We start from the raw sequence: 21,479 nt of genomic DNA on the forward strand, positions 1-21,479 counted from the left end.
CTTAATTCGCTCCCTGCATCGTTTGAACAACTTCAACTAATTGTTCGAGCAAATCGCTTAACTCTTGATGCGTGATGACATACGGTGGCATCACATAAACCAATTTTCCAAAAGGACGGATCCAGATTCCGCGGTCTACAAATTGTTGCTGTAAAGTTTTCATATCAACATTAAAGGTGAGTTCTACTACACCAATTGCACCCAGCACTCGCACATCGACAACATAATCAAGCTGACTTAAAGGCTTTAAATATTGGCCAAGCTGTTGTTCAATTCGCTCAATATTAGCCTGCCAATCTTGCTCAATTAATAATTGAGCACTTTTTAAAGCGACCGCGCAAGCAAGTGGATTGGCCATAAAGGTTGGGCCGTGCATAAACACCCCAGCCTCACCGCGACTAATGGTTTCTGCAACATGCTTTGTCGTTAAGGTAGCAGATAACGTCATGTAGCCGCCTGTTAGCCCTTTACCTATGCACATAATATCTGGCTCAACTTGTGCATGCTCCCAAGCAAAAAGCTTACCCGTGCGACCAAAACCAGTCGCAATTTCATCAAAAATTAATAACAGATTATATTGTTCACAAAGTGCTTTCGCCTGACGTAAATATTCAGGATGATAAAAACGCATCCCCCCGGCACCTTGAACAATTGGTTCGATAATGAGTGCAGCAAGGTTTTCATGATTTTGCTGAATAGCTTGCTCTAGCTCGGCAATATCTTCTTGGTTCCACTCTTCATGAAATTTGGTTTGCGGTGCTGCTACAAAAAGACGGTTCGGTAAACTTGTACCAAAAATTTGATGCATGCCTGTCACTGGATCACAGACCGACATCGCATTCCATGTATCACCGTGATAACCAGAACGTGTAGTAATAAAATTTGTTTTTTGTGGTTGGCCTTGTGCTGTCCAGAATTGCACAGCCATTTTTAAAGCAACTTCAACAGCAACCGAACCTGAATCTGCATAGAAAATTTTATCGAGACTCGGTGGAGTAATTTTTAAAAGAATTTTTCCAAGTTCAATGGCAGGATCATGAGTTAAACCACCAAACATGATATGCGACATGTTCTGTAATTGATCTGTCACTGCCTGATTGAGTTCAGGGTGGTTATAGCCGTGAATTGCACACCACCATGACGACATACCATCAATTAAAGTCTTACCATCATCTAGTTCAATCTTTGCCCCATAGGCACGTTTAACTTTAAACGTTGGTAAAGGTTGGGTCATTGAGGTATATGGATGCCAAATATGTTCCAAATCAAAATTATCGGTCATCCTCTATACCCTTTTACAGCAATTAAATCTTTCATTTAGCACATGTTAAACCTGTTAAGAATGAAAGAAAATTGCGAGATCAACCAAAGCTTATTAACTTTGCTGATGAATTGTTAAAAATTGGCAGATTTCTTCAATTGTTCGATCTACTTCTAGGTATGGAAAAGCATGGGTAGCGCCTTCTAATACTTTATAACTCATGTTTTCTGTCGCGATATCCTTGAAATTTTCACTAATTTTGCAAGGAATGACATTATCTTGCTCGGCAAACACATGAAGCTGCGGACCTAGATAGTTTTTTAAGTTATTTACCAAATTTAGTTGCTCAAGCATTTGCAAACCTTCTGATAGCAATTCACTTGAAGGCGGATTTACTATGTTTTGCATGCTTATCCAATCTTGTTTAGCCTGAGAGGAACCGAGTGTAATTAAATAATAAAAACGCTTTAAAGTGGCTTTCGGGGTTTGTAAAAAAGAAGTCTTAAATTGACTAAACACATCAGCAGGCATAGCAGTCTGCCAATTATCGTTGGTAACAAAACAAGGATTTGAAGCGAGCGTAATTAAAGTTTTAGTTTGCCCTGTTTGTTCATAAAAAGTATTAACCAATTGAGTTGCTAACTGTCCACCTAAAGACCAACCTATTACTACATCAACCTCAGCAACTAAATCAAGCTGGGCACGATACTTACCATCTAAAATATTAAAAATATTAATAAGTTGTGTTTGATAGCCAGCTTTTTCCAATTGCAATTTAAGGGACTGCAAAGGCTCCACTCCTACTCCCCAACCTGTAATTAATAAAATTTTATTTTGTAACTTCATATGCCTGTCCAAAGCCGATTTTATAAAGATTATATAATAATATCGATTTAAAATATCTTTTAAAATCAATATAAATGGTAAATTTTAGAGCATAAAATTAAGCATTTATAATGAGTTAATATTCTGAAATATATTGATAAGTAAGACCCGCATTATTCATAGTAAATATACAAAAATTTAATTATCTAAACATTGAAGCCAATCAAAAAACAACATACTCCACACTTCGCCTATAAATCCATTATGCAATGTAATTAATGTTAATACTTATGTTTTTTTATTAAAAAAAATGACTCACCAATTCATTTTAATGCTAGAAGATTAATTATTGATCAAAAAGTATTAGGAAGGCTAATATGAACAGTCAAAGCACAATATCTGATGGGAGAGAAAAAAATACATCTTTTGTTACACCCAATGATATTATAAACAACTTATCTTTAGATAAAAATTACTGCTTATTTTTGGATATTGATGGCACACTCGCACCCTTTCAAATTAACCCTGAGCATAGCTTTATTCCACAAACTACATTAGACGTTATAAAAAAAATTACTAAATTAAATATACCTGTTATTGCTGTAACAGGTCGTGATGTAGATACAGCAAGCAAACTACTGCATCCTATTGAAGTTCCAATTGCTGGTTTACATGGTTTAGATATTTATTTTGATTCAGGAAATTATATTCGACCAGATTTAAGCAGTATTAATTTCAAAAATTTAAAACAAGATATTACCAAAAATTGTGATAAATATCCTGAATTATTAGTTGAGGACAAAGGATATTCTATTGCCTTACATTATCGTAAAAATCCTAATTTAGAAAATAATGCCATTAATATTATGCAGAAAATTAATCTCAATTATCCTCAATTAAAAATAAATAGAGGAAAATTTGTTGTTGAATTAATTCCAAAACAAGCTGATAAAGGTAGAGCAATTAAAACTATATTAAATCATCTTGATTTACCTACTGTATTACCTATTTTTATAGGTGATGATTTAACAGATGAAGTTGGTTTCACTTACATTAATCAGCAATCTGGCCTGAGTATTAAAGTAGGCCCGGGTGAAACACAAGCTAAATATAGATTAAAAGATATTGATAGTGTCTCGGCTTTTCTTCTTTTATTTCAAAACAAAATAAAAAGCTTATATGTCAAAAATAGCCAAAATCAGAATGGAGAAAAATTATGTCTAAATTAATCGTATTATCGAACAGAATAAGTATGCCATCGGGTAAAGCTTCAGCAGGTGGTCTTGCTGTAGCTGTACAAGATGCACTAAATGATAGTAACGGCATCTGGTTAGGCTGGAATGGGCAGCAAATTACCGATAGCGAAGCGCCAGAGTTTGAGCAGGCTTATTCTCAAGGAATTGACTACATTACCTGCCCCCTCACTCATCAGCAATATGCCCAATATTATTGTGGTTTTGCTAACAAAGTTTTGTGGCCAGCAATGCATGGCAGAGATGATCTGATTGAATATGATGCAGAAGAGTACAATACCTATCAAAAGGTTAATCGCTTATTTGCTCAAAAGCTAAAAGAGCTTGCTCAGCCTGAAGATCTTATTTGGGTGCACGATTACCACTTTTTTAGTGTTGCTCGTTATTGCCGTGAATTAGGCATGCAAAACAAAATTGGTTTCTTCTTACATATTCCTTTTGCCAGTCTGAATATCTGGCACAAAATTCCGGTAGCCCGTGAGTTAATTCAAGACTTGAGCCAATATGATGTTATTGGCTTACAAACTCAGATTGACCAAAATGCCTGCATGCAGACTTGCCTGAATTTACTCGAAGCTCAAAAAATTCAAAGCAACAGTATTAGCTATAAAAAACGTCAAATATTAATTAAATCGTACCCAATTGGCGTTCAACCAGAACTTATACAAAAGCAAGCCCAACAAGATTTGGCGACCTCTTCGGTGTTTAATTTTGAAGAAATACCACGTCAAAAAACTATTATTGGAGTTGATCGTATTGATTATTCAAAAGGTTTACTTGAAAGATTTAATGCATTTGCAACCTTTTTGGAAACCAGCCCTGAATATCATGGCTTAGTTCGACATCTTCAAGTGGCGATCCCTTCTCGTACCGATATTCCAGCTTATCAACGCTTATATCAACGTTTTAAAACCAAGCTGGAGTTAATTAACGAAGAGTTTGCGCATGAAGACTGGAGACCTGTAGATTGCTGCTATGACACGGTACAGCACCATAATCTCATGCACATTTATCGTCATTCAGATATTTGCTGGATCAGTTCACTACGTGATGGGATGAATCTAGTGGCTAAAGAATATATTGCGGCACAAGACCCTGAAAATCCAGGTGTGCTCATTTTATCTAAATATGCTGGTGCTGCTGAGCAGATGTCTCAAGCCTTGATTGTTGACCCACAAGATAGAGCGGCAATGATGGATGCTTTAAAAATGGCTTTAGAAATGTCTAAAGCTGAGCGTATTAATCGTTATCAACAATTGATAGAGGGATTAACATCATCTGATCTTACCCATTGGCGAAATAATTTCTTAGATGATTTAGAAAAGACACCAACTTTACTAATGAAGCCTCAGCGATTATTACAAGATAATTATCAATCTATTTATCAGGTTTTATAAATCTAAATAAAAGAACATCGAGAAATTTAATTTCTCGATGTTCGCTATTTGGTGATTATTATTTATAAATTAATTTGTCTTTACTAATGTAAAGCGGTTAAGTAAAGCAATAATAAATAGTAATACAGCGACGCCTGTTAAAACCGTACTTAAACCAGTCCATTCCCCAATTAAACCGATTAAAGCTGGTCCACTTAATGAACCTGTATAGGCAATTGTTGATACTAAAGAAAGTGCTGCTGCTTTAGGCATATTGTTTTGTCGACCAACACGAGAAAACATCACTGGTACAATATTAGAACAGCCTAATCCTAACAGTGCATAACCCAATACAACCACTTGCCACACTGGTGCCGTTACAATAATAGCCATACCAATAGCGGCTCCAATTGCACTATAAGTCACAATATTTTTTTCACCCCATTGCTTAAGCAAGATATGACCTGCAAAACGACCAGTCGTCATGCTAAGCGCAAAAAAAGTGTAAGCTAAACCAGCAAAAGCAGGATTAAGCTGATATTTACTTGTTAAATAAATACCACCCCAGTCCATTGCTGCACCTTCTGATAAAAAGGCGATAAAACACATCACACCAATAAGCAGAATAATGCCATCAGGACGATAAAGTTTTTTGGGCGCTTGAGTGGTATCTTCATGTTGCTTTTCATCCTGTTCAAAAGACGTTAAACAAGATGGAATCGCAACACCACCAATAACAAGCAAAATCATAACGACTGATAAAGTACTCATTAAGGGTGAAAGACCTACTGCCAATAATGCTGTCACAAGCATAGCGCCTGTTAAGCCACCAAGACTGCACATTCCATGGAAGCTAGACATAAGAGCTCTCACACTATGTTTTTCAACAACTACTGCTTGTAAATTGATAGCTACTCCAAGACATCCTGCTGCCGATCCAAAAATAAACAATGCTACGGCCATCGTCACAATGCTGCTCCACATCGTAAGGCTAGGCAATAAAACCATTAACAACATCAATGCCAAAGCAATTAACGGACGACATCCCCAGCGCTTTACTAAAGCACCAGTCGCAGGCATAGCAATCATTGACCCGATACCCATACACAGCAAAAGTAAACCAAAATCGGCATGATTTAGGTTTAAACGTTGCTGTGCAAAAGGAATAAGAGGTGCCCAAGCTGCAGTCGCAAAACCTAAGCTAAAAAAGCTTAGTCGTGTTGCAAGACGCTGTGTGCTTAGGAGAGTAGCTGTATCTAGAACAGCAGGTTTGGTAAATAACATATTTCGCGAACTCACCATAAAATCATTGGCGATCCATACCAACCGATTTTCCATAGAAAAACCCTTGCCTCATTAAATTTCTAGGCAAGGGTTTTATTGGCGAAATTATAAACAATTTCATAAAAAAAACAGGGGGTGCGATACAATTTTTCTGACTTTTTTGTAACTGCCAAAGCCTTATATAGTAAGGCTTTGAATATGTTCAATTTGACAAAAACAACATCTAAGTTAAGACTTCATTTTATTAAAATGAGCCAATAAAAAACCCAGCCTTAGCTGGGTTTTTTATTAAATTTGAGATTGAATATAGTTTTGCAAGCCAATCAACTCAATTAAACGTAATTGCTTTTCTAACCAGTATGTATGGTCTTCTTCAGTATCTGATAATTGTTGACGCAACATATCACGGCTAATGTAATCGCCCTTCTCTTCGCAAAGTTTGATACCTGTCGCTAACTTTTCACGAACATGATATTCAAGCGCCAAATCAGCTTTTAAACAAGATACAACGTCTGTACCAACATTGATATCTTCACGGTGCATGTTTGGTTTAGCACCTAAAAACAATACACGGCGAATGATCGCATCAGCATGAGAAGCTTCTTCTTGCATCTCATGATCAATACGTTCATAAATTTTATTTAAACCCCAATCTTCATACATACGAGAATGGATTAGATATTGATCACGGGCAGCCAATTCTCCGCCAATGAGCATATTTAAATAGTCTATGACTTCTGGATTGCCACGCATAATAAATCTCCTATCGTATGAGAACTATTATGGGCAATCTTAAAAGTGATTGCAAAACAAAAAATGGTTAAGTTTATGATTTTTATCAAATTAAAATGAGAAACATACGCATTTGCAGTTTAAGTTATTTAAATTTCCTCTGCAAAAAGAAACGCTTGTCCAATTTATAAGTCCAGACAAGCGTTAAAATATGGCTCAAACCATCAATTTATAAATTTGTAACTAAAATCAATAGTTCTTATTTCGGTAGATCTATTCGCTTAAAGTCTGCCCGTAGCTTGCCATAAGTGATAAGAAATCAGTCTCATTCATAACAGCAATACCTAGTTTTGCTGCTTTTTCTAATTTCGAACCAGCCTTCTCGCCCGCAACAACACATTTGGTTTTACTCGATACACTACCGCTTACACGCGCACCTAATGCTTGTAGCATTTGAGTTGCCTGATCACGGGTCATTTGCTCTAAAGTGCCTGTTAACACCCAGCTTTCGCCATTTAATGGCTGGCGTGTTGGTGCAGTCGGTGCATCCCAATGAATTCCTGCTGCAATTAAGCGATCAAGCACTTCAATGTTGTGCGGCGCCAAGAAAAAGTCAGCAATCCATTCTGCAGTAATATCGCCAACATCTGGTGTTTTCTTTAAAGCTTCAACATCAGCAGCTTTAAGCGCTTCCAAAGTTTGGAAAGTATTGGCTAACATTCTAGCTGTTGTTTCACCTACCCCACGAATTCCTAAAGCATAAATAAAACGCGCAAGCGTTGTCTTTTTACTAGCTTCAATCGCATCAATCAGATTTTGTACCGATTTTTCGCCCATTTTTTCAATCCCGAGTAAAGTTTCTCGGTGTTCGTGCAAATGGTAAATATCGGCAACATCTTTGAGCAAATCGAGGTGTAATAAAGACTCTACCCAACGATCGCCTAGACCTTCAATATCTAGAGCTTTACGTGATACGAAGTGACGAATCGCTTCAATACGCTGTGCAGCACAGTACAGTCCACCAGAACAACGCGCTAAAGCTTCCCCTTCAGGCATTACTACTGGTGAGGCACAAACAGGACAGTTTTCAGGTAAATGTACAACTTCGGCATCAACAGGACGGAACTCTGGCCAAACTTTTTCTACTTTAGGAATAACATCGCCTGTACGATAAACACTCACCGTGTCACCAACACGTACATCAAGACGATGGATTTCACCAATGTTGTGTAAAGTTACATTGGAAACCGTAACTCCCCCTACAAATACAGGGTTTAAACGCGCTACTGGAGTCAAAGTACCTGTACGCCCTACTTGCCAATCAATCTGATCAACTGTAGTTAATGCAGCTTGTGCAGGGAATTTATAAGCAGTTGCCCAACGCGGTTCACGACTTAAAAAACCAAGTTGTTGCTGCTGTCTTAAGTCATCAACCTTTACAACCATCCCATCAATTTCGACTTGTAAATCTGAACGTTCTTGCTGAATTTGCTCATAACGTTGCTGTACTTCTTGAATTGAATTACACAGATATTGACGTTCAGCAATTTCAAATCCAAGTTTTGTAAGCCATTGCAGGCTGTCATGCATGGTAGCTAAGCCATGATTAGGTTCACATTGAGCAATACCGTAAGCATAAAATGCTAAAGGTCGAGCCGCAGCAATATTAGGATCGAGTTGTCTTAAACTACCAGCTGCTGCATTACGCGGGTTCGCAAATGTTTTATCGCCTTTGGCTTCCTGTTCAGCATTGAGTTTTTCAAAACCAGACTTTGGCATAAGTACTTCACCACGAACTTCCAGCAAACGTGGAATTTCAAAGTGATCTGAATGTAACACTTTAGGCAAATTACGAATCGTTTTAACGTTCTGGGTAATGTCTTCCCCAGTTTCTCCATCACCACGTGTAACGCCACGTATTAAGACACCATTTTCATACCAAAGAGAAATCGCAAGACCATCAAGTTTTAGTTCGACTTCGTATTGTACTTTTTGATTAGGCAAACGCTCTTCAACACGACGTGCAAATGCAAACAAGTCTTCCTGATTAAAAACGTTCCCCAAAGAAAGCATCGGAACTACATGAGTCACACTTTGAAATTTAGAGAGTGCTTGTCCACCTACTTTTGTAGTTGGTGAATCTGATTGAACAAGATCAGGATATTGCTCTTCTAAAGCTTTTAACTGGTGAAATAAATGATCATATTCACTGTCCGAGATTGTCGGCTGATCCATGACATAGTAGGCATGGTTATGCTTTGCAATCAGTTGAATAAGCTGACGCATCTGTTCGATCACGGAAGTTGTTGCCATTATGTTATTCACCATAAAAAAGGGTGGAAATTTCTCCACCCTGAGCTGCGACTAGATATGTTGCAATTATCGCAACGAACGTAAAAAATTAAAACTAGGCGGTCGCCTGTGCCGGACGATAATCAATCACATGATGACGCCAGTGCTCTTTTAACTGTGGCGTAAATTCAAGATTATTCTCATCGTAAACTTTGCCATCAATTTCGCGAGCAATTAAACCTGCAATACTCGCCATCATGTCAAAACCAGTCACGGCTTTACTGTTTGGAAGCGCAAGGAAAAATGCTAACCCTTGAACTTGTTCAGTAGATAGCGTTTCAAGATCAAAACCAGCTGGTCCATTGTCTGTCATACGCAATACAGAGAACATGAGTACACTCGGCTCATCGGTATTTTCATAACGATGGAAGCACGACATTTCGCCGTAGCGTAAACCATATTTCAACAGCACTTTAAGCGCTTTATCGCCAGACAATGCACGACGAGGGTTTGGATACACATTTAGCGCAATAATCTGTTCAGCCATCGCTAATGCACTTTCATCATCATAACGTTGCTGTTCATGTAAATGCACATCCAGAATATTACTCTCGCCTTCAAACTCAGCAATTTCGGCAGTTTCAATATTCGGGTTTAAACTCAGCTCAGGCTCAGTTTTTTCGCTTTCAGCTTCCAGATTTTCTTTTGCTAAAGCTTCAGCTTCCGGTTTAACAGAAACTGTATCAACCAACTCAACTGAACCATCTTTATGAATGGTAGAGCTTGGTACTGTTTCTTCAGATTTAATTTCTTCTACAGAAGCGTTTTCAACAACTGCTTGAGTTTTTTCAGTTTGAATTGCTTTAGCGGGTTCTACGGTCTCAATTTCTAACTGTTTTGTTTCAAATACTTGTGACGGCGCAGCTTCGCTTAAAGTCGGTTCTACTCGCTCTGCACTAGTCACCGCTACAGATTCAGCTTCAGTTTTCTCAAGCTGATCTCTCACGTGCCTAGGTATAACCGGTTGATTACTATCAGGATTAATATGCAAATCACTGTCTAATGAGGGTTCAGCATGGTTTGGCTTTTTTAAAATCATTTTTAAGCCAATTAGCATAATTATAATGGCAACAACGATGCCAATAATCGTATTGATTTCCATTCTATGACTCCGAAACTAACCCGTATTCTTTTGCCTGTTCTAAATCGACAGTGACTAATTTTGATGTACCCGGTTCAGGCATGGTCACACCCAACAAATCAGTTGCCATGGTCATCGCCAGCTTATTATGTGTAATGTAAATGAATTGTACATGTTCAGAAAGTTCTTTTACCAAATTACAATATCTCTGAACATTCGCATCATCAAGTGGTGCGTCCACTTCATCTAGTACACAAAACGGTGCCGGATTTAATCTAAAAATCGCAAATACTAATGCTAACGCTGTTAAAGCCTTTTCTCCACCGGAAAGTAATGCTAGAGAACTATTTTTCTTACCCGGTGGCCTTGCCATCAGTTTAACACCAGATTGCCAGTCATCTTCAAGACTTAAACTCGCCTCACCACCATTAAAAACCTTTGGAAACAGGTTTTGCAACTCCTGATTGATCTGATCAAAAGTTGTCATAAACAGCTTACGGGTTTCCTGGTCAATGCTTTTCATCGCATCTTTTAATTGAGTTACCGTATTTTCCAAATCTTGAATCTGGTGACTCAGCTCATCAAAACGCTGAGAAACTTCTTCAAACTCTTGCGAAGCGGCAAGGTTAACTGCACCGATTTTTTCAAACTGTTTCTGTACTTTTTCCAGTTTTTGCTGGTGCTCGACTAAATCTATTTGTAAGCCTTTTTGAAACTCGGCATTTAGCTCTTTAAGCTGCTCTTGATAATGCTCACGATCTGACTTGGCTGCTTGCCATGCCAACCGTTTCGCTTCAAGTTGTTCTCTGAGCTGCTCATCTTTTTGTTGATATTGATGACGCTGATCGGTCAAAGTCTGCTGTTTTTCCTGCACACTATTGAGTTCAAGCTGCCATTCATTCCAGTTCTTTTGCAACTTTTCAGTTTGAGCAAATTGTTGCTGAAACTCTGACTCAAGATTTGGTAACTCTAATTGAATAGGGTCAACAAACTTTTTCGCTTGCTCCATTTGAGCTGCAATTTGCTGATATTGGCTTTGCAAGAATGAGATATCTTTTTCAAGCAACTCAATCTGTTGAGTTGTCTGCGTGCTATTACGGCGTAAAATTTCACGTTCTTGTTGCTGATGTTGCAAGGCTTGTTGCTGCTCGTCTAACTGCTCTGTTAATTCTTCTACCCGAAATTGCAAAGTTTTATAGTCAGGTAAAATGGTTTCGAGCTTAATTGCTAATGCATGCAAATCAATTTCAAGATCATCTTTTTGCATTGCATCTTCTTCAAGCTGCATATCTAACTGACCAAGTTGATCTTTTAATTGCTGTTTTTGCAATAAAAATGCTTGTGCTGCGGTTTGTTGCTTGGCAATTTGTACATCAAGCTGTTGTAAGTCTTTTTGTTTTTGTTTCACAATCTGCTGTTTGTGCTGCACACCTGACTGTAATTGCGCTAACTCATCTTTTTGCTGAACTACAATTTGATCTAGTGTTTGTAATTGAGGTTGTTGCTTTTCAAGAGCTTGTTCAATTTCATCTAGACGAATACGGTGGCTCAGCATACCTTGTGCACTTTGACTTTCGTCATCATACATAAGGGCAATCACCCAATCCTGCCCGACATGATAGCCATCTAAAGTCAAAACAGACTGGCCATGTTGCAACTGCTTTTGCTCATTTAAAGCTTGAGTCAAATCTTGTGCAATCGTTACATTTGAAAAGATTGATAGCTGTGGCGATGCAATCCACTCATTTAAACAAGCCAAGTTACCTTTAAATTTACTTGTTTGCTCTGAAGGTTTTAGCTGGCGAGCAACTCCTTCTTGAAAGACTTGTTCAGTCTCAAGAATATGAGCTTGTAACCATTTTGCTAAAAACTTCTCAACAATCTGCGCATGTGGTTTACCTTGCTCTGTTAACTCTAGAGTCTGCATTAAACGTAGCGTATCTTGATGTTGTTTTGGACTTTGCTTTGCAACAAGCTGGCTTAGGTTTTTCTGCTCTGATAATAAAACTTGGATTTCTGTTTTCAGCGTTTGCTGCTGATTTTTACTTGATTGATGTTGCTGTTGAGATTGCTCTAAATGCAGTAATTGCTGCTCAATTTCAGTTTCAAGCATCGAAATTTCACTATGCAACTGTTGTTGCAGTTGCTCAAGCTCACTCTGCTCATCTTCATGAACATGCGATTGAATTTGGTTTGCTTGATGCTGCAAAGTTTCTTTTTGCTGCTCAATGCGCTGAACATTTTTACCCAACTGTTCAATTTGAGCTGACATCTGCATTTTTTGCTGCTGTTGTTTTTCAACTTGAGCTTTTACTTGTTCAAACTGTTGTTGTGCTTGTTTTTGCTGAGATTGTAAATCAGCAAAGTTTTGTTCAGCCTCCGTCGCTGTATGCTCAACTCCAGTTAAAGCTTCTGTTTGTTCTTCTAGCTGATTATTCAGTGTTTCAAGTTGCAATTCAGAAAGCTGTAAACGTTCTTTAGTTTGGAATCTTTGCTGCTCTAACTGAACGAGAGTCGTACTATTTTGCTGGTATAAACTCTGTTTTTGTTCAAGAGTCATTTTCAGCTCTGATAGTTTCTTTTCAGCTTGTTGCCATTCTTGTTGTAGCGGTGAAGATTGCTGAATAAGTCGCTGAAACAAAGCACTGGTTGCTTCTAAATCATGTTCAATCGTGCTTAATTCTGAGCGAACCAATTTAAAGGTTTCACCCAATTCATTCATTTGAACGGTATATTCTTCTTGTAGGCGTACACTTTTCTCTGCCTGAAAAGACAAAATTTCAATTTTGAGCGTACGAATCTGGCTTTCTAAAGTTTTATATTGAACCGCTGCTTCCGACTGACGCTTAAGCGTTTTAAGCTGCGATTTTAACTCTAGTGCAATATCGTCTAAGCGTGAAAGGTTTTGCTCTGTATGTTCAAGATGCTGCAAAGTTTCACGGCGACGAGCCTGATAACGAGAAACACCCGCGGCTTCCTCAATGAACACACGCATTTCTTCAGGCTTGGCATCAACCAAGCGGTTAATCATGCCTTGCTCAATGACCGCATATGAGCGTGGTCCTAAACCTGTTCCCAAGAAAATATCGGTAATATCACGGCGGCGGCAACGTGTACCATTCAAGAAATATTCTGACTTACCTTCACGGGTCACCTGACGGCGAACAGCTAACTCATTATAAGCATTATACGATCCACCCAACTTTCCATAAGTATTATCAAAGCGTAGCTCAACACTGGCCACACCAACGGGCTTACGTTTGGAAGTCCCCGTAAAAATAACATCTTGCATGCTACCACCACGGAGCTGACGAGCGTTTGACTCACCCATCACCCAGCGGATCGCATCAATTACATTGGATTTGCCACAACCATTTGGACCAACCACTGCTGTGCGGTTAGCCTTAAAATTTAAGGTTGTACTATCTGCAAAAGATTTAAAGCCGGAAAGTTTTAAACTGCTTAAACGCATAATGCCCTAACTAGCGGCGTGAGCGTCTTGCCCAAGCCAATTCAATCTGTTTCATTCGTGTCAGCGATTCCAACACAAGGTTACGTAAGTGTCGACAAAAATCTTCCATAAATAAAGCGGCTTGTTGTGATTTTCGGATTAAAATTGCATCAGTCACGAGTTTAAATAATGCAAATGCTTCTTGTAGTTCCCGCTTAGAGGTATTTAAGGTCAAAAAATAACTACGACGTAATGAAGGTAATAACTCTTTATAAAATTTCATTAGATAAGGATTCCCCACCATATCTTGCTGTTCAGCTAAATATTGGAAGACTCCATCATAAAATTTTTCGATATCACCTGCTTTGACATGCTCAAGAAGTTGCTCTAATAGCAACTGTAATTGATCTGCTTCATGCGCACGCCATGTTTCACTCATGCGTTGTACAATATGCCCCAATAACATCATATTTGTATCAAACAACGCTTTAACTTGTTGTGCAGACATTTCTGAAACAATTGCCCCACGGCGTGGAAAAATCTCAATTAAATGAGTACGCTCTAATAATAACAATGCTTCACGAACTGATCCTCGGCTAACGTCAAGTTCTTTGGCAATACGTAGTTCTTGAATACGTTCGCCTTCTACTAGCTCGCCACTAATGATCTGTTCGCTAATATATTTGACAATTTGCTCAGAAAGACTTTCTGTGTCTTCGAGATTCATAAATCACCCGCTACTTTTTATATGCATTAATCCATGCTTTTCTTTCGCATCCTTGTTTTTAACTGATCCCATCGATTAAAAACTATGTCATTGTCTGACAATTTTATTGCATTTTAAGCCAACTCATTTAAAAACAACACCAAAATCAGATGAATAAAAGCTTGGAGCGCTCTTATATTCTATGAATAAAAAAAGCTCGAATTCCTAAAAATTCAAGCTTTTACACCACTGTCTTATAAATTTAAGATTTTAGTCTCTAATGCATAATGCCTTTATAAATAAAATAACTACCTACCACCACTAAGAGGCAAGCAAAGCATTTTTTTAACATCTGCGGCGACAACGCATGAGCAACCTTTGCTCCAAACTTCGCTGTGACAAAACTCATGACACTAATGCCAATAAACGCATAGATATGTACATAACCAATCGTGTTAGGCACTGAGATTTGTTCTTTTGCACCAAACCACATAAAGCCAATCGCTCCAGCAACTGCTATTGGTAAACCGCAAGCGGCAGAAGTCGCGACTGCTTTTTGCATGACCACGCCATGACGGTTTAAGTATGGAACGGTTAAACTTCCTCCCCCAATTCCAAAAATTGCAGAGGCAATACCAATGCCTCCCCCCGCCATGAATTGCATAGGGGTTGAAGGGAGCTGGCGCGTTGGATCAACAACTACATGTGCTCCTTTAAACATCCTATAGGCCATCACAACCGCAAAAATACCAATAAGAAGTTGCAAATGCTGGCCAGACATCAGGTCAGCAATACCCGCCCCTAAAAATGAACCCAACACCAGTCCAGGAGCTAAATTACGAAAAACAGGCCAAAGTACTGCACCCTTTTTATGATGAGCTGAAACAGAACTAAAAGACGTCACAATAATGGTTGCAAGCGATGTTCCTACTGCAATATGCATGATTACCGCTGGATCATAGTGTAACTGGGTAAAAACCACATAGAGGATTGGTACAATAATTAGTCCACCGCCCACCCCAAACAATCCGGCAGTAAAACCAGCAATTGCGCCAATGAGTAAATATATGATTAACTCCATAAATGTTTTACCACTCTGCTCATATTCAACATGGATTTAGAGACTCGCCAACTACAACAACTTTTAAGCGCAAAAAACCAGCTTCCAGAAGTGGTTTTATTAAAAGCAACCACAACTTCGACCAATGATGATATTCGTGAAATTGCCCACAAAGGCATTACAACAGGCTTGGTTTGCAGTGCTCAACAAACTCAAGGGCGAGGCCAACATCAACGGCAATGGATTTCACCTGAAGGAAACATTTATTTAAGCACATTGGTGCAAACTCGAACACCCTTAGATGGTCGCTTAGCACTTGAAGTTGCTCTAAATATTCTACAAATACCGCAGTTACAACCTTTGAATCTGCAAGTGAAATGGCCAAACGATTTATATAGTACTCAAGGGAAATGGGGTGGAATTTTAGTTGAACCTCTTTCTCAGCATCAGGCTATTGTGGGTGTAGGTATCAATTTAAAAACACCACCAGTGACAGGTAGCGATCAATCGATTACCTCTCTAGAAGATTTAGGCCTAGAGCAAACGAGTCGCCTTGAACTCATTTCAGAACTTTATGTTGCAATTCAAAATGCTGCTCGCTGGTTTGATCATGGCTGCTACAATTTGGCAGGACGTTTTAACCATCATGCTGCATGGATCAACCAGTTAGTTCAGTTTGAGCATAGCCAAGGACTGGTACATGGTCGTTTCGTTGGGATTTCCAATGAAGGTGCGGTAATTCTTGAAACTCCGGAACCACAGCAGTTTTATCAAGGTCGTTTAAGACCACAGACCACTCAGTAAATAGGTGTTTTCTCCATGAAAAGTTTATGGCTTGATATAGGAAACACTCGTTTAAAATACTGGATTACTAAAAATCAGCAAATTATCGAACATGCAGCTGAGCTACATTTACAGTCCCCTGCCGATTTATTACTTGGGTTAATTCAACACTTTAAGCATCAAAGTCTGCATCGAATCGGGATTTCTTCGGTACTCGATACCGAAAATAACCAACGTATTCAGCAGATTTTAAAATGGCTTGAAATTCCAGTAGTTTTTGCCAAAGTTCATTCTGAATATGCAGGCTTACAGTGTGGTTATGAAGTTCCGAGTCAGCTCGGGATTGACCGCTGGTTACAAGTACTCGCTGTAGCTCAGACAGATGAAAACTATTGCATTATTGGTTGCGGAACAGCGCTCACAATTGACTTAACTCAAGGTAAACAGCATTTAGGAGGTTACATCCTGCCTAATTTGTATTTGCAGCGAGATGCTCTTATTCAAAATACCAAGGGTATTAAAATTCCAGACTCAGCTTTTGATAACCTAAATCCGGGCAATAACACTGTAGATGCAGTACATCACGGTATTTTATTAGGCCTCATTAGTACCATTGAAAATATTATGCAGCAATCTCCTAAAAAGCTACTGCTGACTGGTGGTGATGCAACACTATTTGCCAGGTTCTTACAAAAATATGAGCCTGTGGTAGAAACCGATCTTTTACTCAAAGGATTACAGCAATATATTGCCCATTATCCTAAAGACTAAAATACAGAACAAAATAAAAGGCGCTATATGCGCCTTTTATTTTATGGATTTATTTCTTTTGGTCATTATTACCAAACAGTGGTCCCATTCCGCCACCGCCGCCGCCAAATTGCTTTTGCATATTGCCTAATGAACGCATCATTTTGCTCATACCAGATGGATTCGCAAATTTCTTCATCATTTTAGCCATTTGTGCTTGTTGCTTGATAAGTTTGTTCACTTCAGCAACATCCATACCACAACCTGCCGCAATACGTTTTTTACGACTTGGGTTCATCAGGTCTGGATTACGGCGCTCTTTAACAGTCATTGACTGGATAATCGCTTCCATCTTCTTGACTTGTTTTTCAGGGTTCGCTTGCTCAATCGCTTGCTGAATTCCTGCACCGCTCATGCCAGGCAACTTGTCTAAGAAGCCCATCATGCCGCCCATTTTTTTCATTTGCTCAAATTGCATCAGCATATCTTCAAAGTTGAAGCTACCGCCTTTCTGCAATTTTTTCGCCATTTTTTCGGCTTTTTCTTTGTCGATTTTACGTTCAACTTCTTCGACTAAAGAAAGTACGTCACCCATGCCTAAAATACGTTGAGCAACACGATCTGGATGGAATGGTTCTAAAGCATCAAGCTTCTCACCCATACCTAAGAACTTGATTGGCTTACCAGTAATGGCACGCACAGAAAGTGCAGCACCACCACGTGCATCACCATCAGTTTTAGTAAGAATTACACCTGTAAGTGCCAAAGCATCATTGAATGCTTTTGCTGTATTTGCAGCATCCTGACCTGTCATGGCATCAACCACAAACAAGGTTTCAGTTGGCTTAACTGCTGCATGTAATTCTTTAATTTCGTCCATCATGTCTGCATCGACATGTAGACGGCCTGCCGTATCGACAATCAACACATCAGCAAACTGGATTTTTGCCTGTTCAATTGCACGATTAACAATATCAATTGGCTTTTCAGAAGGATCTGAAGGAATAAAGCCTGCACCAACTTCATTTGAAACAGTTTCTAGCTGTTTAATTGCTGCTGGACGGTAAACGTCGGCAGAAACAGTCATTACTTTTTTCTTTTGACGTTCTTTTAAGAAACGTGCCAACTTGGCAGCAGTTGTGGTTTTACCTGCACCTTGTAAACCAGCAAGTAATACTACAACAGGAGGTTTCGCACTTAAATCAAGTGTTTCATTCGCCTCACCCATCATCTTGGTGAGTTCGTCATAGACAATTTTTACAAATGCCTGGCCTGGTGATAACTGAGTCATCACTTCTTGGCCCAATGCCTCTTCCTTAACTTTCGCGATAAATTCACGAGTTACAGGTAACGCGACATCGGCTTCAAGAAGTGCCATACGTACTTCACGTAAGGTATCTTTAATATTGTCTTCGGTCAGCTGCCCTGAGCCAGTAACATTTCTTAAACTCTGTGTGAGTCGTTCTGTTAAGGTATCAAACATTGCAAAATCCGCTTAAAATGGCTAGTTGCAAAAAAATCTTTCTCGAAATAGAAAATTTATGCATAGAATGCTATAGGATACTTTAGTTCGCAGCGAATTTATATCTTATATAGATGAATTAATCCTGAAAAAGGTTTGACATGATTAGCCTCCCCTTGGTTTATACAATTTTGGCACTCATCGCATATACCACTTCTTTCTGGTATCTGTTTATTCGTTTAATGTCAAAACGTGAACCAAACTCATGGTTATTTGCTTTTGTTACTATCTTGGCATTAGTACTGCACGGCACAGTTTTATGCGATGCCATGCTTACACCAGCAGGAATTAACTACGATGTATTTAACCTGATGTCTTTTACATCGGGGCTTATGTTATTGTTAAGCTTAATTTTTAGTACTTTTCGCCCTATTCTGCCGTTAAATTTGTTAGGCATTCCTGTCGCAGCTATTGGTCTTATTTTAGGGTTTGCCTTTAGTCGACCAGATCAATTTATTGAACAGCATTCGTTAGGACTTGATACTCATATCATTCTTTCGCTTTCTGCTTATGCAGTTTTACTGATGGCAACCATACATGCGATCTTAATGTGGTTCCAAAATCGTGAACTCAAAAAGAAACAAAAAAAACGTTTCTGGGTCAACTTACTCCCGCCAATTCAGGCGATGGAATCTTTATTATTTGACCTAATCATTACAGGTTTCATTTTATTAACGATTGCGCTTACATTTGGTTTTTTAACAATTGATAGCTTTTTTGCTCAGCATCTCGCTCATAAAACCGTATTTAGTATTATTTCTTGGTTTATCTATGGCTCATTACTGATCGGCCATTACAAACTTGGCTGGAGAGGCCAAAAAGCAATTCGTTTTACCTTAATGGGTTTTGTACTTTTAGCGATCGGATTTATCGGCAGTAAATTTGTGCTTGAGATGATCTTAGGGCGCTAGAGAAATTAAAATTTAATCGATACTAGACAGCGTTATGCATATCCCGTATAACGCTGTTTTCGTTTTACTCAGGTGACACAGACTGTGAAACTCATACTCGCTCCAATGGAAGGTTTAACTGACCCGATCATGCGGGATACACTCACATCTGTTGGTGATTTCGACTGGTGTGTGACCGAGTTTATTCGCGTTACAGACAGTATTTTGCCAGACCACATCTATTATAGTTTTTGTCCTGAACTAAAAAATGACGGTAAAACGGCAGCCGGTACACCTGTTCATGTTCAATTCCTAGGTAATAACCCAGATATGCTGGCAGCAAATGCAGCAAAAGTTGTTGAATTGGGTGCACCTGCAATCGACCTTAATTTTGGTTGCCCTGCAAAAACCGTTAATCGACATCGTGGTGGTTCAGTCCTTCTTGATGAACCAGACGTGGTACATCTGCTGATTAAAGCAGTGAGAGATGCTGTACCTGCTCATATTCCTGTTTCAGCAAAAATGCGTTTAGGTTACCTCGATGAAAACCATACAATGGAAAATGCCCACGCTGTCGAAGATGCAGGTGCAAGCTGGTTAACTGTACACGCTCGAACTAAAGCAGATGGCTATACACCACCAGCTTATTGGGAAAAAATTCTACCTATTAAAGAAGCTTTAAAAATTAATGTCATTGCTAACGGTGAAATCTGGACCAATGCTGATGCTAGAGTCTGTCAGCAACAATCTGGCTGTGAAGACTTAATGATTGGCCGTGGTGCGGTAACGACTCCAGATTTAACCCAATGCATTCGCCAAAATATGGATGAAGCGTTATTTAGTTGGGAACAACTTGTTGATTTACAAATTCGCTTTCTAAACGGTCAAGCAAAAACAGAAATTGGGATGGTTGGTCGTTATAAGCAGTGGTTAGGCATGATGACCAAAGCCTATCCTCAAGCGAAAGAATTATGGGACCAAGTGAAACGTATTAAAGCTTTAGATGAAATTGTTCAACAATTAGAACACACCAGATCAGATACTATTTAACTCGGCATAGCCTTTTAAAAAAGAGGGCAATTGTTTTCACAACTGCCCTCTTTCGTATTTCAGGTTAAGCTATTATTCTTTTTTAAAAGCCGCTTACTTTCATTTTAAAGTCAGTTACAGAAACGCCAGTGACACCAAAACTCCCCATAGAACCATTAGGTAAATTATTAAACGTTGTTGTATTTTGAGTACCCATATTCCCTAAAGTGACATTATTAAGTGAAGCATCAAATTTACTAGATGCGCCTGTATTCCCAAAAGTTAATCCAGTTGGTTCAACACCTGCATAAAAACCATCTAACACAAAACCAGTTGAGGTATTTGTTCCTGCAAACTTAAACCCAAATGTAGCTCCCGTATTATCGGACACTAAAGTAATTGGACAACCCGTAGCAGCAGAACAAATAGATTGAATTGCCCCACCAAATTTAACCATAACGGACTGGGCAGCATGACCCAGTTGAATGTTTAAACGGGGTTTATTGGTTTGTACAAAGTTAATATCTAGATTTCCAGTAGAACGAATAATTTCTTTTACACCCGTATTTACTGTCGTTCCCGAACTAAAAATTGATTTTGGTGCATAACTTGTTAATGCATAATCGGATGGACTAGATAAAGATGTACTTGGGGCTAAATAAACTGAAAAAGGTAGAAGTCGAATTCCGTTTACATCATTTCCCATAGATATAGCTAAATTTAAAAAAGGATTTCCCCCCCCAGCATCGGTATCCATTGCAATATTAAAAGAAGGATTACCCGATACAGCAGCTTTAATAAACTCTATACCAGGAACTGGGTTAGTAGAGTTTCCAGCAATGACAAAACCAGCTTTACTGTTATAAGAAGTTGAAGCAATACCATTAGTATCAATAAGTGCGACTTGATTAAATTTAACTTTATCGGCCTGAATTCCTAAAGTTAAGCCATTTTGACCCGTCGCTGCTGCAAGGCTTTGATCATCCAAAGGTTGCATTGCAAAAACACTTGAACTACTGGCAAGTAGCAGCCAAAACCCTATATTTTTATTCTTCATGTCGCTCTAATCCTTAAGAGACAAACGCTTATTATTTGTTCAGACTATCAGAATAATATTCAAGTAC

The 21,479-nt window shown here is 38.8% G+C and carries 17 protein-coding genes; 6 read left to right on the plus strand and 11 right to left on the minus strand.

Going from position 1 to position 21,479, the window contains the following annotated elements; translation table 11 throughout:
* Position 1: 1 nt before the first annotated feature.
* Both bioA and J580_RS11600 read right to left on the minus strand, forming a co-directional pair.
* Complete coding sequence (gene bioA, locus J580_RS11595) at positions 2-1,282, minus strand: adenosylmethionine--8-amino-7-oxononanoate transaminase (protein ID WP_032004267.1); 1,281 nt, start codon at positions 1,280-1,282, stop codon at positions 2-4.
* A gap of 93 nt (positions 1,283-1,375) precedes the next feature.
* Entirely contained in the window at positions 1,376-2,107 is a 732-nt protein-coding gene (locus tag J580_RS11600; RefSeq protein WP_032004268.1) for an alpha/beta fold hydrolase, read from the minus strand.
* A 356-nt stretch (positions 2,108-2,463) separates the two neighbouring features.
* On the opposite strand from J580_RS11600, the gene otsB reads away from it, so the two are divergent.
* Positions 2,464-3,315: a trehalose-phosphatase gene (gene otsB, locus J580_RS11605; RefSeq protein WP_032004269.1), complete on the plus strand. Its 852-nt coding sequence runs from the start codon at positions 2,464-2,466 to the stop codon at positions 3,313-3,315.
* Complete coding sequence (locus J580_RS11610) at positions 3,303-4,736, plus strand: alpha,alpha-trehalose-phosphate synthase (UDP-forming) (RefSeq protein WP_017399789.1); 1,434 nt, start codon at positions 3,303-3,305, stop codon at positions 4,734-4,736. Before otsB ends, J580_RS11610 begins: the two co-directional genes overlap by 13 nt.
* Before the next feature lie 69 nt (positions 4,737-4,805).
* Here J580_RS11610 and J580_RS11615 read toward each other — a convergent pair whose 3' ends face one another.
* The 7 genes from J580_RS11615 to J580_RS11645 form a co-directional block, all read right to left on the minus strand.
* Entirely contained in the window at positions 4,806-5,999 is a 1,194-nt protein-coding gene (locus J580_RS11615) for an MFS transporter (protein ID WP_081403635.1), read from the minus strand.
* Between the two features lie 288 nt (positions 6,000-6,287).
* Positions 6,288-6,752 (minus strand): heteropolymeric bacterioferritin subunit Ftn, encoded by a 465-nt coding sequence (ftn, locus tag J580_RS11620; protein WP_001214863.1) that lies wholly within the window; start codon positions 6,750-6,752, stop codon positions 6,288-6,290.
* Positions 6,753-7,004: 252 nt separating this feature from the next.
* On the minus strand, positions 7,005-9,044 hold the full coding sequence (ligA, locus tag J580_RS11625) for an NAD-dependent DNA ligase LigA (protein WP_032004272.1): 2,040 nt from the start codon (positions 9,042-9,044) through the stop codon (positions 7,005-7,007).
* A 94-nt stretch (positions 9,045-9,138) separates the two neighbouring features.
* Positions 9,139-10,185, minus strand: a complete 1,047-nt coding sequence (locus tag J580_RS11630; RefSeq protein WP_032004273.1) for a cell division protein ZipA C-terminal FtsZ-binding domain-containing protein — start codon at positions 10,183-10,185, stop codon at positions 9,139-9,141.
* Between the two features lies 1 nt (position 10,186).
* Complete coding sequence (gene smc / locus J580_RS11635) at positions 10,187-13,636, minus strand: chromosome segregation protein SMC (protein ID WP_032004274.1); 3,450 nt, start codon at positions 13,634-13,636, stop codon at positions 10,187-10,189.
* A 10-nt stretch (positions 13,637-13,646) separates the two neighbouring features.
* The gene (locus J580_RS11640) at positions 13,647-14,342 is read right to left on the minus strand and encodes a GntR family transcriptional regulator (RefSeq protein WP_002120391.1); all 696 of its coding nucleotides are present in this window, start codon (positions 14,340-14,342) and stop codon (positions 13,647-13,649) included.
* A 256-nt stretch (positions 14,343-14,598) separates the two neighbouring features.
* Positions 14,599-15,402 (minus strand): sulfite exporter TauE/SafE family protein, encoded by an 804-nt coding sequence (locus J580_RS11645; protein ID WP_014205929.1) that lies wholly within the window; start codon positions 15,400-15,402, stop codon positions 14,599-14,601.
* A gap of 30 nt (positions 15,403-15,432) precedes the next feature.
* Here J580_RS11645 and J580_RS11650 point away from each other — a divergent pair, with 30 nt between their 5' ends.
* Together J580_RS11650 and J580_RS11655 are read left to right on the plus strand one after the other, a co-directional pair.
* On the plus strand, positions 15,433-16,185 hold the full coding sequence (locus J580_RS11650; protein WP_032004276.1) for a biotin--[acetyl-CoA-carboxylase] ligase: 753 nt from the start codon (positions 15,433-15,435) through the stop codon (positions 16,183-16,185).
* 15 nt (positions 16,186-16,200) lie between these two features.
* Entirely contained in the window at positions 16,201-16,935 is a 735-nt protein-coding gene (locus J580_RS11655; protein ID WP_032004277.1) for a pantothenate kinase, read from the plus strand.
* A 49-nt stretch (positions 16,936-16,984) separates the two neighbouring features.
* On the opposite strand, the gene ffh is transcribed toward J580_RS11655, so the two are convergent.
* Positions 16,985-18,397 carry a signal recognition particle protein gene (ffh, locus tag J580_RS11660; RefSeq protein ID WP_002120334.1) on the minus strand — a complete coding sequence of 471 codons (1,413 nt, stop codon included), beginning with the start codon at positions 18,395-18,397 and terminating at the stop codon, positions 16,985-16,987.
* A 140-nt stretch (positions 18,398-18,537) separates the two neighbouring features.
* Between ffh and J580_RS11665 the strand changes: the two genes are divergently transcribed.
* The gene (locus J580_RS11665) at positions 18,538-19,347 is read left to right on the plus strand and encodes a cytochrome C assembly family protein (protein ID WP_002120294.1); all 810 of its coding nucleotides are present in this window, start codon (positions 18,538-18,540) and stop codon (positions 19,345-19,347) included.
* Between the two features lie 84 nt (positions 19,348-19,431).
* Positions 19,432-20,376, plus strand: coding sequence for a tRNA dihydrouridine synthase (locus J580_RS11670; RefSeq protein WP_068791274.1), 945 nt, complete (start codon positions 19,432-19,434; stop codon positions 20,374-20,376).
* An 82-nt stretch (positions 20,377-20,458) separates the two neighbouring features.
* Here J580_RS11670 and J580_RS11675 read toward each other — a convergent pair whose 3' ends face one another.
* Positions 20,459-21,412: a DUF6160 family protein gene (locus tag J580_RS11675; protein ID WP_032004280.1), complete on the minus strand. Its 954-nt coding sequence runs from the start codon at positions 21,410-21,412 to the stop codon at positions 20,459-20,461.
* Positions 21,413-21,479: the final 67 nt, after the last annotated feature.

This window comes from Acinetobacter sp. 1542444 (genome assembly GCF_000581835.1).
GTDB classification, from domain to species: domain Bacteria; phylum Pseudomonadota; class Gammaproteobacteria; order Pseudomonadales; family Moraxellaceae; genus Acinetobacter; species Acinetobacter pittii.

Coding starts and splice junctions, on each gene's coding strand:
- J580_RS11630 (WP_032004273.1), bottom strand. CDS start 10,185: ATGGAAATCAATACGATTATTGGCATCGTTGTTGCCATTATAATTATG.
- ligA (WP_032004272.1), bottom strand. CDS start 9,044: ATGGCAACAACTTCCGTGATCGAACAGATGCGTCAGCTTATTCAACTG.
- J580_RS11640 (WP_002120391.1), bottom strand. CDS start 14,342: ATGAATCTCGAAGACACAGAAAGTCTTTCTGAGCAAATTGTCAAATAT.
- otsB (WP_032004269.1), top strand. CDS start 2,464: ATGAACAGTCAAAGCACAATATCTGATGGGAGAGAAAAAAATACATCT.
- ftn (WP_001214863.1), bottom strand. CDS start 6,752: ATGCGTGGCAATCCAGAAGTCATAGACTATTTAAATATGCTCATTGGC.
- J580_RS11650 (WP_032004276.1), top strand. CDS start 15,433: ATGGATTTAGAGACTCGCCAACTACAACAACTTTTAAGCGCAAAAAAC.
- smc (WP_032004274.1), bottom strand. CDS start 13,636: ATGCGTTTAAGCAGTTTAAAACTTTCCGGCTTTAAATCTTTTGCAGAT.
- J580_RS11665 (WP_002120294.1), top strand. CDS start 18,538: ATGATTAGCCTCCCCTTGGTTTATACAATTTTGGCACTCATCGCATAT.
- J580_RS11610 (WP_017399789.1), top strand. CDS start 3,303: ATGTCTAAATTAATCGTATTATCGAACAGAATAAGTATGCCATCGGGT.
- ffh (WP_002120334.1), bottom strand. CDS start 18,397: ATGTTTGATACCTTAACAGAACGACTCACACAGAGTTTAAGAAATGTT.
- bioA (WP_032004267.1), bottom strand. CDS start 1,282: ATGACCGATAATTTTGATTTGGAACATATTTGGCATCCATATACCTCA.
- J580_RS11615 (WP_081403635.1), bottom strand. CDS start 5,999: ATGTTATTTACCAAACCTGCTGTTCTAGATACAGCTACTCTCCTAAGC.
- J580_RS11655 (WP_032004277.1), top strand. CDS start 16,201: ATGAAAAGTTTATGGCTTGATATAGGAAACACTCGTTTAAAATACTGG.
- J580_RS11645 (WP_014205929.1), bottom strand. CDS start 15,402: ATGGAGTTAATCATATATTTACTCATTGGCGCAATTGCTGGTTTTACT.
- J580_RS11600 (WP_032004268.1), bottom strand. CDS start 2,107: ATGAAGTTACAAAATAAAATTTTATTAATTACAGGTTGGGGAGTAGGA.
- J580_RS11675 (WP_032004280.1), bottom strand. CDS start 21,412: ATGAAGAATAAAAATATAGGGTTTTGGCTGCTACTTGCCAGTAGTTCA.